This window comes from Marimonas arenosa (assembly GCF_030848945.1).
Lineage (GTDB): Bacteria > Pseudomonadota > Alphaproteobacteria > Rhodobacterales > Rhodobacteraceae > Marimonas > Marimonas arenosa.
Window position 1 is genome coordinate 666,860 of sequence record NZ_JANHAX010000001.1, and the last position, 13,259, is coordinate 680,118.

General features: G+C 61.9%; 12 protein-coding genes. 10 read left to right on the forward strand and 2 right to left on the reverse strand.

Features of this window, described 5'->3' with window-relative positions; all coding sequences use genetic code 11:
* Positions 1–3 precede the first annotated feature (3 nt).
* Positions 4–981 (reverse strand): 2-dehydropantoate 2-reductase, encoded by a 978-nt coding sequence (locus NO357_RS03220; RefSeq protein ID WP_306734171.1) that lies wholly within the window; start codon positions 979–981, stop codon positions 4–6.
* 143 nt (positions 982–1,124) lie between these two features.
* The gene (locus NO357_RS03225) at positions 1,125–2,711 is read right to left on the reverse strand and encodes a gamma-glutamyltransferase family protein (RefSeq protein WP_306734172.1); all 1,587 of its coding nucleotides are present in this window, start codon (positions 2,709–2,711) and stop codon (positions 1,125–1,127) included.
* A gap of 199 nt (positions 2,712–2,910) precedes the next feature.
* On the opposite strand from NO357_RS03225, the gene NO357_RS03230 reads away from it, so the two are divergent.
* The 10 genes from NO357_RS03230 to NO357_RS03275 all read left to right on the forward strand — a co-directional run bounded on the left by NO357_RS03230 (position 2,911) and on the right by NO357_RS03275 (position 13,092).
* Positions 2,911–3,861: an acetamidase/formamidase family protein gene (locus tag NO357_RS03230; RefSeq protein WP_306734173.1), complete on the forward strand. Its 951-nt coding sequence runs from the start codon at positions 2,911–2,913 to the stop codon at positions 3,859–3,861.
* A gap of 13 nt (positions 3,862–3,874) precedes the next feature.
* The gene (locus NO357_RS03235) at positions 3,875–4,840 is read left to right on the forward strand and encodes a Gfo/Idh/MocA family protein (protein WP_306734174.1); all 966 of its coding nucleotides are present in this window, start codon (positions 3,875–3,877) and stop codon (positions 4,838–4,840) included.
* A gap of 962 nt (positions 4,841–5,802) precedes the next feature.
* Positions 5,803–6,243 (forward strand): VPLPA-CTERM sorting domain-containing protein, encoded by a 441-nt coding sequence (locus NO357_RS03240; RefSeq protein WP_306734175.1) that lies wholly within the window; start codon positions 5,803–5,805, stop codon positions 6,241–6,243.
* Positions 6,244–6,925: 682 nt separating this feature from the next.
* Positions 6,926–8,146 (forward strand): thiamine pyrophosphate-dependent dehydrogenase E1 component subunit alpha, encoded by a 1,221-nt coding sequence (locus tag NO357_RS03245; protein ID WP_306734176.1) that lies wholly within the window; start codon positions 6,926–6,928, stop codon positions 8,144–8,146.
* A gap of 31 nt (positions 8,147–8,177) precedes the next feature.
* Positions 8,178–9,146 (forward strand): alpha-ketoacid dehydrogenase subunit beta, encoded by a 969-nt coding sequence (locus NO357_RS03250; protein ID WP_306734177.1) that lies wholly within the window; start codon positions 8,178–8,180, stop codon positions 9,144–9,146.
* Positions 9,106–9,495, forward strand: coding sequence for a type II toxin-antitoxin system MqsA family antitoxin (locus NO357_RS03255; protein ID WP_306734178.1), 390 nt, complete (start codon positions 9,106–9,108; stop codon positions 9,493–9,495). The genes NO357_RS03250 and NO357_RS03255 overlap by 41 nt, the downstream gene beginning before the upstream one ends.
* On the forward strand, positions 9,482–10,045 hold the full coding sequence (locus NO357_RS03260) for a hypothetical protein (RefSeq protein ID WP_306734179.1): 564 nt from the start codon (positions 9,482–9,484) through the stop codon (positions 10,043–10,045). Before NO357_RS03255 ends, NO357_RS03260 begins: the two co-directional genes overlap by 14 nt.
* A gap of 37 nt (positions 10,046–10,082) precedes the next feature.
* Positions 10,083–10,652 carry a hypothetical protein gene (locus tag NO357_RS03265; RefSeq protein ID WP_306734180.1) on the forward strand — a complete coding sequence of 190 codons (570 nt, stop codon included), beginning with the start codon at positions 10,083–10,085 and terminating at the stop codon, positions 10,650–10,652.
* Positions 10,653–10,685: 33 nt separating this feature from the next.
* Positions 10,686–12,116 carry an MBOAT family O-acyltransferase gene (locus NO357_RS03270; protein ID WP_306734181.1) on the forward strand — a complete coding sequence of 477 codons (1,431 nt, stop codon included), beginning with the start codon at positions 10,686–10,688 and terminating at the stop codon, positions 12,114–12,116.
* 10 nt (positions 12,117–12,126) lie between these two features.
* Entirely contained in the window at positions 12,127–13,092 is a 966-nt protein-coding gene (locus tag NO357_RS03275) for a hypothetical protein (RefSeq protein ID WP_306734182.1), read from the forward strand.
* Positions 13,093–13,259 lie beyond the last annotated feature (167 nt).

The window sequence follows — 13,259 nt, forward strand, 5'->3', positions numbered from 1 at the left end:
TATTCAGTAGAGTCCGGCCATTTTGGCCCGCAGCCGGATCAGTGCCAGCACGGTGTCTATGGTGGGCGTCGGGGTTTCCGTCAATAGCCCCAGCTCTTGCACGGCGGTAACCAGGGCGTCGATCTCCATTGGTCGGCCTGCATCCAGATCCTGCCACATCGAGGTGCGGTGTGCTCCGACCGCCGCGCCACCATCGATCCGTCGGTCCACGTCGACCGGGAACTTGACTCCCAGTTTTTCGGCGATTTCCTGCGCCTCGACCATCATGCCGCGCGCCACGGCCCGGGTGCCGGGATCGGTACAGAGCACATCAAGCGTCGCGTGGGTGAGCGCCGAGATCGGGTTGAATGACAGGTTGCCCCACAGTTTCACCCAGATCTCGTCGCGGATCCGCGGCCGCACCGGCGCGCGCAGCCCGGCGGCGGAAAGCGCCTTCGACAGCGCCAGCGCCCGCTCGGACTTCTCGCCCGAGGGCTCACCCAGCGAAAACCGGTTGCCTTCGATATGCTTGATGACGCCTGGTTCGACGACCTCGGCGGCCGGATAGACGACGCAGCCCAACACCCGGTCGGGGCCGACTCCGTTCCACTGGACATCACCGGGATCGACCGTGGCGACACGGGTACCTTCGAACGGGCCGTCGAGCTTGTGGAAATACCACCACGGCACACCGTTCACACAGCTTACGATGGTGGTGTCTTCACCGATGAGTGGTTGTATCTTGTCGACCACTTGCGGCACCGAATGTGCCTTGAGCGTGACAATCACGTAGTCCTGCGGTCCAAGTTGGTCTGGATCGTCGGACGCGGTCACCGCCACATTGACCCGATTGCCGCTCTGTTCGATCAAGGTCAGGCCATTCTCCTGCATCGCCTTAAGATGCGGACCGCGAGCGACAAGGCTGACAGCGGCGCCGACCTGCACCAGCTTCACGGCCATGTAGCCGCCGATGGCCCCTGCCCCGAAAACGCAGATTTTCATGCCGGCTTCCCCCATAGACGATTACTCAGCAACGCCCGAACCGGCGCGCCGATTGCCGGAGGCTCGGCTGGATATCCGGCGATCAGACCAGATTTGATTCGGCTCATCCTTTAGCCCTCGGTCCCAGACCCTCCGATCCGGTTTCAGACAGCATAGCCGAGACCGTCCGAGCGCGGATCGCTCGCCGCCTCGAGTCGTCCGTCAGGGTGGCGGACGATAGCCCCGGCATGGCCCATCAGACTGGAGAAGGCGGGAGTGAGTTCCACCTCGTGCCCCGCGGCCCGCAACCCCTCGACCAGCGCCGGATCGAACGACTCCTCCAGCTTGAGGCTGGTGGTGTTGTCACCCCAGGTCTTGCCCAGAAGCCAGCGCGGTGCGCTCACCGCCTGCTGCAGCGGCATCCCGAACTGGACATGACGCGTGAAGACCGCCGCCTGGGTCTGCGGTTGGCCTTCACCGCCCATCGTGCCATAGGCCATGACGCGCCCGTCATCGAGCACCGCCAGCGCCGGGTTCAATGTGTGGAAGGGCCGCCGGCCCGGGGCAAGCCGGTTGGGCCCTTCGGAAAGCGAGAACCCGGCACCGCGGTTCTGGAACACCACCCCGGTCTCGGGGCATGTGAGGCCGCTGCCGAACTCCCAGAAAACGCTCTGGATGAAACTGACGACGGTGCCGTCACGATCCGCCGCCCCCATCCAGATCGTATCACCCTGTTTGGCCACGTGCGGCCAGGGCAGTGCAGTCTTGCGGTCGATCGCCGCGGCCATACGGTCAAACTCAGTGTCGGTCAGGAAGTCCTGCGCCGGCGCCCGCATCGCGTTCGGATCCCCCAGTTCGGCATTGCGGATGATAAACGCCTGCTTGGTCGCCTCGACGAGCCCATGAAGGTGGTCAAAGCCTTCGCCCTCGGTCACGCCGAGCCGGTCGAAGACGCCGAGGATGGCAAGAGCCGACATGCCCTGGGTCGGTGGCCCCATGTTGAAAAGCTGTCCGTGCGACGTGGTCACAGTCAACGGCAGTTGCAGTTCGGCGACATAGGAGTCGAAATCCGCCAGCCGCAAAGGGCTGCCCTGCTGCTCCAGAAAACGTGCGTGGGCGCGGGCGACATCGCCCCGGTAAAAGCTCTCGGGACCGTTCGCAGCGATCGTCGCCAGCGTGTCGCCCAACGCGTCCTGCTTGAGGATCGTGCCCGGCACGGGGGCCGCGCCCCGGGCAAGATAGATATCGGCAAAGCCCGGCACGTCCCGAAGCCCGTCGATCTTCTCCGCCGTGGTCACTGACTGGTTGCGTGTCACCGCCACGCCGTCCTTGGCCAGAGCTATGGCCGGGCCGAGCAGATCGGCCAAGGGCATGCGACGGGTCGCATCGACCAATTCCAGCGCCGCCTGCCAGCCGGACACCGTGCCCGGCACGGTCAGAGCTGCCAAAGCGCCGCGCGCCGGGATCGACGTCGCGTAGCCTTGCTTCGCATACCAGTCCGGCGTTGCCAGCCCCGCAGCCGGCCCGCAAGCCGAAATCGCCACTGGCGCCTGGTCTTTGCGATGGATCAGCCAGAACCCATCGCCGCCGATCCCGTTCATATGCGGATAGACCACCGCGATCGTGGCGGCGGCGGCCACCATCGCCTCGATGGCGCTCCCCCCTGCATCGAGAACGTCTGCGCCGACCTTCGTGGCGACCCGATGCGGCGCCGTGAAGCCGCCTCTCAGGCCCAAAGCTGTTTCAATCATTCTTCTTCTACCGGCGCTGCACCCAGCGGGTGGACCGCACGGCCCCTCTCCCCGAATTTTGACGCAACAAAGCTGCTTTTCCAGCGAATGACAAGCTAAGTTCCGTGACGTTACGCCCCCGCCAAACGGGCCGAGATTGCACCCCGGCGATGGCTGGCCTAGCCTTTACCTCAAGTCCGCGCCGACCGGAGATATCCTAATGCCTACCACTGTAACAGCCAGCCCCGAAACCTGTGCCTGGGGCTATCTCGACGCCAGCCTTGCGCCGGTGGCAGAAATCGACAGCGGCGCCGAGATCGTTATCGAAACCGTGTCGGGCGGCCCCGATCACCTGCCGCCCACCGGAGGCGGGTTTCATGTCCCACCGGAGCTTTTCGACATTCACGCCCGCTCCGAACGCATGCTGCCGGGCCATATCCTGACCGGCCCAGTCGCCGTGCGCGGCGCGGCGCCCGGCGGCGTGCTCGCCGTCGAGATCCTCGACATTGCCTTGCGCCAGGACTGGGGCTGGAACTTGATCCGGCCGCTGGCCGGCACCCTGCCGGAAGACTTCCAGACTGGCCGCGTCGAGACGATCCCGCTCGACCTCGACGCAAACGTCGCCCGGCTGTCCTGGGGGCTCACCTTGCCGCTGCGGCCCTTTTTCGGGGTGATGGGCGTTGCTCCGCCGCCGAACTGGGGGCGCATCTCGTCGATCCAGCCGCGCGCCCATGGCGGCAATATTGACAACAAAGAACTGGTCGCGGGCACAACGCTTTACCTGCCGATCTTCAATCAAGGCGCTCTGTTTTCCTGCGGCGACGGACATGCGGCCCAGGGCGACGGCGAGGTCTGCGTCACCGCCATCGAAACCGCACTCACCGGTCACTTCCGCTTGAGTTTGCGCGACGATCTTGACCTTTCTTTCCCGCGGGCCGAGACACCGACGCATCTCATCACCATGGGGATGCACGAGGACCTTGACCGTTGCGTTGAAATGGCCCTACGCGACATGATCGGCTGGATCACCGCCCGCGCCGGGATCAGTCGGGAAGATGCCTACATGCTGTGTTCGCTGGCTGGCGATCTGCGGATTACCCAGACGGTCAACGGCAACAAAGGCGTACACATGATGATGGAAACCGCGCTTCTGGACGGAACGGCGCAGTAAGGGAGATGTGAACATGGCCGTGAAAACAGCGATCATCGGGCTGGGCATCATGGGCGGGCGCATGGTGCAAAGGATGGCGGCACATGACGGCTATGTCCCTGTCGCACTTTGGGATCCGGACCCGCAGGCCTGCACCGAGGCGCAGGCGCTCGCGCCTACGGCGGTCATCGCCCCGGGTGCCGATGCGGCCATCGCTGCTGCGGATCTGGTCTATCTCGCCTGCCCGCCGGTTCCGCGCAAAGCCTATGCACTGGCGGCCGCCGCTGCGGGCAAGGCGGTTTTTCTGGAAAAGCCGCTTGGGGTCGATGTCGCCGAAAGCCAGGACCTCGTGGCACGGCTGTCCGGCTTCGGCGTGCCGGCCGCCGTCAATTTCACCCAGGCCGCAGGAGCCGCGATGACTGGCGTCAGCGACGCGGCGCGCAGCGGTGCGCTCGGTACCGTTGTTGGAGCCGACATCGTGGTGACCTACGGAGCCTGGCCGCGCGCCTGGCAGAAGGCCGCCGACTGGCTGCGGTTTCGCGCCGAAGGCGGCATGACGCGCGAGGTGATCTCGCATTTCCTGTTCTTCTCCGAGCGCATTCTCGGCCCGCTGTCGGTTGTCTGGGCCCGGCCCTTCTATCCCGACGATCCGGCACTATGCGAAACCCATCTGCTGGCTCGGCTCGAAGCCGCGGACGGCCGGCCTGTGACGATCATGGCCAGCGTCGGCGGTGCCCAGCCCGACCGCCAGGAGTTGACCATCAAAGGCAGCGCCGCCAGCCGCCGCATCACCGATTTCTATGTCGACGCGATCTCGGATGGCGGTCCCTTCACCGAATTTGGTCCGCGCCCCGACGATCCGCGAGTGGCCAGCCTTAACGCCCAACTCGACGATCTGCTGTTGTGCATGGCAGGAAAAGCCCACCGCCTGGCGACGCCCGAAGAAGCACTACGCGTGCAGATATTGGTGGAAACCATGCTCGCGACCCCGGCGGGTTAAGTCTGCTTCCCGCCCCGACGCGTGAAATGTGCTGTCAGACGCATGCGAACCGGCCTCGGCCGGGACAGTAGCACTGACCGATATGCCGCGCAGAGTCCACGCCACTTGGCTAGAGCGACTGTACGGTTTTGCTTGAGGTGGTCTCGTGTGGAGAGACCGCGATCCTGGTTGAAGTGCTTAAAGACAGAAGATTGGACGGCGACGAATTTCCGTCAACGCCGCATTCCCTTGAAGCGCTGCAACGCCCGTGAGCGTTCAAATGAGTTATGTTGTGGCGGAACGGAAATCTTCCTAACTAAATGCGTTACTTCTTGTTTAAGAGTTTTTGTTTTCTAAAGAAATCTACCAATAGCACAAAAAGTACAACTCAGTACTGCCCCTGTTTCGAAATCCTGCACTTATGTAACGCCGCTTCCGGCCCAGACCCGCCGTTGGCGTTCAGTCCGTGCGCCGCGGTACAGCTTTCGCATTCCTCCCGTTCGTGCATCCTGCAGCATTTTCGTCACGGCAATGACGGCTGAGCGGACCAAACAGGTGGGGCTGATCAGCCTTGCCTACCGCGCAACCGACACCAGAAATCGCTATCAACTCACCCGCCAGTCTCCCAGACATTGGTTCGGCGCGGCCAAGAGGCGTGATCGTGCGCAAAGTGGCGTCAAGATCAGTGAGATGGCGTTCAACTTGGGGAACGTCGGTAGAAAAGAGACTGGATACAGTGAGTAAACCATAGGTTGCGTGCCAAATTTTTATGCAATCCGGCACGCTCACCGAAAGCTTAAGTCCCTGATTAGAAACAGTGTCCTGCCCTTTGCCACGACATCTGACGCGATACAAAAGACGCTCAGGCTTCGCCACTTGTCGAAATGTTCTTGATTCAGAAACGATTGTTTCCTTGACAGGTTGTCGCGAAACAGAGACGCTTGTTATGGTAGATTTTGTATCTCCGGGGGGGGGACAAGCTAATGAAAATCCGAAATTTGGTGCTTTGCGCAGTTGCTTTGGTTGTGCCGGTGAGTGCGTCGGCGGCCACGCTGCAGCTTGATGCAACTATCAAGCCTGGAATTACTGATGTCACTGACTTTTCAATCGTGTTTGACGACAATGATGGGAACGGTTTGCTCAGCATCGGTGAAATTCTGAGCTTTTCGGGCGTCACTTTTAACTTTGCCAGTGTAAGCTTCGATACAGTCACAGCTGTCGCGGATGTGTCGGGTTATACCGTTGGAGCCTTTTCGGGATCATGGTGGGGTTGGAGTCAGAGTTCTGGTACCACCACTGGTAGCTCAAACCCCAATCAATGGTCTTACACAATCTCTGCAGTTCCCATTCCTGCAACATTTCCATTGTTGGCCGTGGGGATCGGTGCATTGGGCTGGATGCGGAGGCGCCGTAAGGCCAGCTGACGGAAGGTTCCGGCTGTTGGTTCATCTGGCTTCCCCCATGGAGGTTGTTGGTCCTCGCGTTTAGCCTTTTGAATGTTTGGCCTGGGCTCAACAGCGGTTGGCCCGGGCGGTGCCCAATAAGGGCCTGTGCTTCGGGCTCAAAGCCATCATTCACCTGCGGTCGCACGCCCTCCCAAATGCTCTTCTGCCGTCGCCGCCAACGCCTGGCTGTCAGCCTTGAGCGCATCGACATGCAACAGCGCGTCCCAGAGCAGGAAGCCAAGGCCGCGCGCATCTGGGCCGGAAACATCGACGGCGACGGCCGCAAAAGCGTGGCTCGACGCAGCGCAATGCCATATCGGTTGTGAACGGGTATCAACCGCACGGGACAAGCATGTAGCTATCTGTTTCCTTTGCACAATCATCTGCGGATGACTGCAGTAAGCCCGCCGGTTTTCGCAGCGACGTGGTCGCGTATTTAGGCTTTAGGCGGCAATCCGCCGAACTCCAGCCCTGCTCAACGTGAACTGATCTGGATCAAGGCAGCCCCTCGACAACCGGATACCTTTTAAATTGTATTCAAAGAGTTGACCGAATTCCCAATTCGGGAGGTGTTTTTCACCGCCAAATCAGGACTGCCATCAATGCTGTGCCTGATCCATTTCTTATGGCTGGCTACGTTTTCACCACGGGAGGAGAAATGATGAATTATGAAGTGAATCCAAAGGTTGGGTCGTCCGAACAGGACGACGAATTGGTATCGGAATCCAGGCGCGGGTTCCTGAAACTAGCGGCGGTTACGGGAGCCGTGGCGACCGTTTCCGGGCGGCGGGTCCTGGCCAATGGCGATATCGGCTACTACGCCAAGGATCTGTCCGACGACAAGCTCATCGAGATGTACCGGACGATCCTGAAGATCCGGTGGCACGAGCGCACTCAGGCCGACCAGATGCTGACCAATCCAGACTATCGCGGCTACAACCACTTCTATGCGGGGCAGGAAGCCGTGGCGACCGGTGTCTGCGCGACGCTTCGCAACGATGGGCCATTTGAGCAGATCGACCTGGTTTATTCCTCGCACCGGCCATCGGGTCACGCCATCGCGAAGGGCGTGGACATTCCCAAGATGTGCGCGGAAAACGATTTCAGGGCGACCGGGCTGAACGGCGGATACGCGGCCGAGATGCACCTGTCTGATCCCGCGGTCGGGTTTATCGGCGCCGACGGGATGATCGGGCCGGCACCGGTGATCGCCTCGGGCTCGGCGTTCGCTTTCCGGGCGCGCGGATCGGACCAGGTGGCGGTGGTGTTCGCCGGCGATGGCAACTATGCCGCGCCACATTTCCATTCGACGCTGAACAACGCCAAGCTGCTGGATCTGCCGCTGATCTATGTCTGTGAAAACAACCTCTACCACCAGTATGCACACTATTCCTATTCCTGCCCGCATACTGATATCGCCGATGCTGCCGCGGCTTACGGCATCCCGGCGCGGGTGGTGGATGGTCAGGACGTCCTGCAAGTCTACAACGCCGCGAAAGAAGCGGTGGACCGGGCCCGTGCCGGCGGCGGTCCAAGCTTCATCGAGGCCAAGACCTATCGCTACTACAACCATTGGGGCGCTCCGGGCGCCAAGGCCGGGGAACTGGGCGCTTTCGGATATGATCCGCTTGCGATCACCTCGTTCCGCCCCGAACGCGAGGTTCGGGCCTGGATGCAACGCGATCCTGTCGATATCGCGCGGAATATCCTGGTGAACTGGGGCGTGCTGGATGAACCACGGGCGCTGGAGATGGAGGCCGAGATCAAAGCAGAGATAGAGACTGCCTTCGCCTGGGCCAGTGAACAGCCGCTTTGCTCGCCCGAGGACGGATTGAAGCACGTCTTCGCAGAAGGCACCGTTGCCGCCCGCCAATTCGGCTGAGGCGCAGGCCCCCAATTGAAAGGAAAGACAGATGGCACAGAAGAGCTGGATGTACTCGGTCCTGGAGGCCGTGCAGTACGAAATGCGTGAAGATCCGGCGATGACATGGATCTTCGAATTGACCCCGCCGGTGGCGTCGAACCCCGGCAAGCCAGTCATCAACCTCGAGACCGAGTTCGGCCGGAAACGCGTTGTGAATACCGGCATCGACGAGAACTGGATGGCCTCGGCCGTGCTGGGCGCCGGCCTCGCCGGATCGCGGTCGGCGACGTACATCCCCTATCAGGGCGCGCTTATCCCGTTCGAGGTGATCCAGAACGTTGCAGGCAAACTGCGGCACATGACCGGCGGCAAGGCATCGATGCCGGTGGTTTGGATCATCGAGATGACCGGCCAGACGCCGGGTTTCGCCGGGCAGCATTCCTGTTACGAGGAGGACACTTATTACGCCCATATTCCCGGTGTGCGCACGGTCATCCCGTCGACGCCCTACGATGCCAAGGGCATGATGGTGTCGGCGCTCCGGTCGCCGGATCCGGTCGTGTACCTCTATCCTGCAGGTCTGCGCACGCTGACCGAAGAGGTGCCGGACGAGCAGTACGAAGTGCCGCTTGACAAGGCTGCGGTCCGGCAAGAGGGCAGCGATCTCACGATCGTCAGTTCCGGTGGGGGCATGCCCGGGGTTCTGGAAGCTGCCGAGGTTCTGACCGGCGAAGGCATGAGCGTCGAGGTGATCGACCTGCGTGTTCTCAAGGAAATGGACACTGAAACACTGGTGAATTCGGTCGCCAAGACCAAACGCCTGCTGACGGTCGACCAGTCCTACTACACGCTCTGTCCCGGTGCGGAAGTGATTGCGCGGGTTGCCGAAAACGTCGATGGGGCACGCTACAAGCGCGTTGCCTTCCCCGACGCGCCGCCGCCGGCTTCGCCCGAGATGTTCCTGTGGATGCGTCCGAATGCCGAACATATCGCAGCAGCGGCCCGTGCCCTTGTCTGAGCGCGATCCGCAAACCAAACCGCAGGAGCCGCACGCGGCTTCTGCTACCCGGACGGCCGCAGAGCAGGCCGGGTGTGCAGCGTGTTCCGGCGGCGCTTTGGCCCGCCAGGACATAAAAACCGCGTTCTGGGAAGGCGAGCGGCTTATTGTCGTCGATGACATCCCGGCACTGGTCTGCCAAAACTGCGGCGAGCAGTACTACGAGGACCAGACCGCGATGCAGCTTGATCTTATGCGCGGCGCCGGCTTCTCGGCAGACAAAGCGACGCGTACGATGACGGTGCCGGTCTTTACCTTCACCGCGACAGGGTCCGGCCACACGGCGGAGAGAAAAGATGGGCAAGACTAGACGCTACATTCCGATCCTCGGCGTTCCGGCGATACTGGTGGCGGTTTCTGGAGTGCTGGCGCAAGGTGACCAGTTCGACTTCATGCCGCCAGGCGGTCGCGGGGCGCTGCTCGACCTTCTCGGCCAGGTCGACGCCGAAACGCTGGCCGAGGTTGCCGCGTGGGACAAGAGCGCCGAGGACTGGCAAGCTTGGGCCCTGCTGCAGGAAAGCGAACTGGACGAAAAGGCAATCGTTACCTTCGCGGGCTATGCCGAGCTAAACCTGCCTGTCAGCGAGGACGTCCTGCAAGCCCTCGCCGAGAGCGGCGATGCCGCGCTGCTGCCCCAAGATGGAAAGGACTTGGCGATTGCGCAATGCCAATACTGTCATTCGCTGTTCTCAGGCTATCTGATGCATGATCGCGACGAAATCGGCTGGAAAAGCACGTTCAAGTCACCGTTCCACCTGGAGATCCCGATGACCGAGGTCGAGCGGGACACCTTTGCCCGCTATTCCGCTATCAACATGCCCCTGCGTTTCGACGATGTCCCGCCGGAGTTGCGGTTCTGATAGTCCCTGAGCGCCGCTCGATCGGGAGGAAAAGAAGATGAAAAGGCTGATCGTTCTGAGCATTGCGATGTCCGCGCTGTTTTTTTTCTCCGTCCTTGGTCCGGCAAACGGACAGGGCGACGATGATATCTTTGACTTCATCCCCGCAGGCGGGCGGACCCTGCTGGAAACGATCCGCGAAGAAGGCCTGCAACCGGACCTGGCCGCCAGCATCGCTGAATCCGGCGGCGATCCCGCCACTTGGCGCGCGACGCTCGATGCAGCGAAATCAGGGTCTCTGGCTCTTGGCGCGCTGGACGACTGGCAGACCGACACGCTCGCTCACTACCTGGCGGCGAACGCGCCGCTTGATCCGGGCGGCGAGCTGCCGCGGGACGGGCGCGACATGGCGTTGGAGCTTTGCCAGTCCTGCCACATCATCACGGTCGTCATCACCCAGGACAGGACGCGCGAAGCCTGGCTTCGCACCCAGAATTCGCCCAGCCATGTCGAGGTCAAGACCACCGCAGCCGAACGCGAGGCGCTGGCCGACTATCTTGTCATCAATGCCGGGATCCCGATCGACCTCGTGCCGCCCGCCCTGCGTGCCGGGGGTGCGTCTTACTGATCCCGGCCAGCGAGTGGCGACAGGAGGCGACCGATGCTGTTCACATCGCTTGAATTCCTGCTGTTCCTACCGCTGGCGGTCTTGCTCTTCTGGACCCTTCCGGCACGGTTCCGGCTTTGGTGGCTGATGCTGGCAAGCCTGGTCTTCTATGGCAGTTTCGGACTTGAGAACCTGAGCTATCTTGCCGTCGTTGCGGTGTTGACGCTTGCGGCGGGCGAGGCCATGGCGCGGGCGCGAACGGTTCGGGCCAGGCGGCTGGCATTGACGCTGGGTCTCTTCTCCGTCATCGGCCTGCTCGTCTTGCTGAAATTCTACGATGCGGTGGCCGAGGCAATGCCCGGCCTTCCCACGCTCGGCCTTTCGTCGCCCGCAGGGTTGTCCTTCTACACCTTCATGGCCGCGAGCCTGCTGATCGACCGCTATCGCGTGGCCGACGCAAGGCCACATGTGTTCCGGGATACGCTCTACCTCGCGTGGTTCCCGAAAATCCTCGCTGGCCCGATCACGCGGACGGGGGATTTCCTGTCAGAACTCCAGCGCAACAGATCCGCCCACATCGTCCTGTTCACATTGGGTGTGCAACTGATCCTCTGGGGGCTCGTCAAGAAGGTTGTGGTCGCCGACAACCTCGCCCCCTTCGTCGACCGAACCTATGCGATCCCTGCCTATGCGGTGCCGATGGAATTGATCATCGCGACCTATTTCTTCGCCTTTCAGATCTATTGCGATTTCTCCGGCTACACCGACATCGCCCGCGGTGTGTCGTTCCTGTTCGGGATTCGGTTGGCCGAAAATTTCCGCCGCCCGTACTTCGCCCGCTCGATGGCCGATTTCTGGTCAGGCCGCTGGCACATTTCGCTGGCACGTTGGTTCCGCGACTATCTCTACATTCCGCTCGGCGGTAACCGGAAGGGGTGCATACGGCTCTATCTCAATATCATGGTCGTCTTTCTGATCAGCGGGCTTTGGCACGCAGGGCTCGGCTATGGCGTCGGTTGGGGATTTGTGATCTGGGGCGCACTGAACGGCGCCTATCTGTGGGGCGAGCGGGCGATCTCCCCGGTCGGAGACGCGCTCCGCCGTCGAGTCACGGGCCGCGTTACACGTATCGTCGGGCGGGTCGGTGCATCACTCCTCGTCTTTCACCTGATACTGATCAGCTGGGTCTTTTTCCGCGCCGGGTCGCTCGGCGATGGTTGGACAGTACTGACGCGGGTCTGGGCCGCATTGCCAGAGGTGCCTGCTCTGCTTCTTCGCTATCCTTTTACGGCCGAACACGTCTTCCTTGCCAGCTTGATCCTGGGCCTTCTCGTCATCGAGCTGTTCGATGAACGGCGCCCGGTATGGCGCCGCCTGGCCCGCCTGCCGCGGCCGGTCCGGTGGAGTGCCGTTTATGCCTGCCTCTTCCTGCTTCTGTTGCTGGGCCGGTGGCAGAGCGAAACCTTCGTTTACATGCAATTCTGAGCACCCCGTCATGGACACATCCCTTCGCCCCGCCACCAAAACACCAGTCAGATCGCTGCTGGCTTTTGCAGGCGTGTTTCTTGTCCTCTACGTCTTCGCCGTCGTAATCGCCGAGCGCAGTGTGGGGCGGGCCGGGACAGAGACCGCGTTTCAAAAATTACTCGCCGCGCGGGGGGCGCGGGTGGATTGGCTGGTCCTCGGGGCCTCGCATGCGCTTCCGCTCGACTACGGTGACGTGCCCGCGCGATTGCAGCAGGATACCGGCCAATCGATGATGGTTCTTGCCGAAACAGGGGCGGGCCCACTCTACAACCGCTTTGTTCTCGAACAGGCGCTCCTCGATCTTGATGTGAAACACCTGGTCTACGTGATCGATTCCTTTGCCTTCGGTGACGAGGAATGGAACCAGGCCCGGATCAGCGACCGCGCGCTCTTGCGCCAGACTCCGCTGCGCCTTTCCACGGCGCGTATCCTGGCGGACCTGTCGTTTCGCTATGAGGCGGGGCTGAAGGGCTTGCTCGACTACCTGACCGGGTTCTCCAAACTCAACCCAGTCAACAGATTTCCGCAGGAGGGCTGGCGCGGCGCCGCAAATTTCGATCGCCGCTTCCGTCCTTCGCGCCATGCGGTGGCGGCGCGTATCTCTTACCTGTACCCTGAAGGCGCACTCCGTGCGGATATCGTCGAATACTATCTGGACACCCTCGATAGGCTCTTTGATTTGGCAATCGCGGAAGGTGTCAAGGTAATGGTCATCAAACTGCCGGTGCCGAACGCCTTCCTGGACGCCTTGCCAGATGAGGCCGGGTTCGACGCGTCTCTGCGCGCACGACTGAACTCTCGCGGCATCCCGCTGCATGATCTGAGCCAGGTGCTTCGGGATCCGGCTCTCTATTTCGATACAGATCACCTGAATAGGGACGGCGTCGAAACGCTCTACCGCGACCATCTCCGCGACCTCATTGCGCCGGAATAGACCGGTCATATCGGTCGAGCACAGGCAGTCGGCACTAGGAACCTTAACATTGGGGGGGACCTGACATGCCGCCAATCACGGACGTGCGCGATCCGGGGCCGATCGACACCACCTGTGGCAGCGCTGGGCCGTTCACGCGAGCGGTTCGGTCTGCTTTGGGCTTGTTC

Coding starts and splice junctions, on each gene's coding strand:
- NO357_RS03220 (WP_306734171.1), bottom strand. CDS start 981: ATGAAAATCTGCGTTTTCGGGGCAGGGGCCATCGGCGGCTACATGGCC.
- NO357_RS03225 (WP_306734172.1), bottom strand. CDS start 2,711: ATGATTGAAACAGCTTTGGGCCTGAGAGGCGGCTTCACGGCGCCGCAT.
- NO357_RS03230 (WP_306734173.1), top strand. CDS start 2,911: ATGCCTACCACTGTAACAGCCAGCCCCGAAACCTGTGCCTGGGGCTAT.
- NO357_RS03235 (WP_306734174.1), top strand. CDS start 3,875: ATGGCCGTGAAAACAGCGATCATCGGGCTGGGCATCATGGGCGGGCGC.
- NO357_RS03240 (WP_306734175.1), top strand. CDS start 5,803: ATGAAAATCCGAAATTTGGTGCTTTGCGCAGTTGCTTTGGTTGTGCCG.
- NO357_RS03245 (WP_306734176.1), top strand. CDS start 6,926: ATGAATTATGAAGTGAATCCAAAGGTTGGGTCGTCCGAACAGGACGAC.
- NO357_RS03250 (WP_306734177.1), top strand. CDS start 8,178: ATGGCACAGAAGAGCTGGATGTACTCGGTCCTGGAGGCCGTGCAGTAC.
- NO357_RS03255 (WP_306734178.1), top strand. CDS start 9,106: ATGCCGAACATATCGCAGCAGCGGCCCGTGCCCTTGTCTGAGCGCGAT.
- NO357_RS03260 (WP_306734179.1), top strand. CDS start 9,482: ATGGGCAAGACTAGACGCTACATTCCGATCCTCGGCGTTCCGGCGATA.
- NO357_RS03265 (WP_306734180.1), top strand. CDS start 10,083: ATGAAAAGGCTGATCGTTCTGAGCATTGCGATGTCCGCGCTGTTTTTT.
- NO357_RS03270 (WP_306734181.1), top strand. CDS start 10,686: ATGCTGTTCACATCGCTTGAATTCCTGCTGTTCCTACCGCTGGCGGTC.
- NO357_RS03275 (WP_306734182.1), top strand. CDS start 12,127: ATGGACACATCCCTTCGCCCCGCCACCAAAACACCAGTCAGATCGCTG.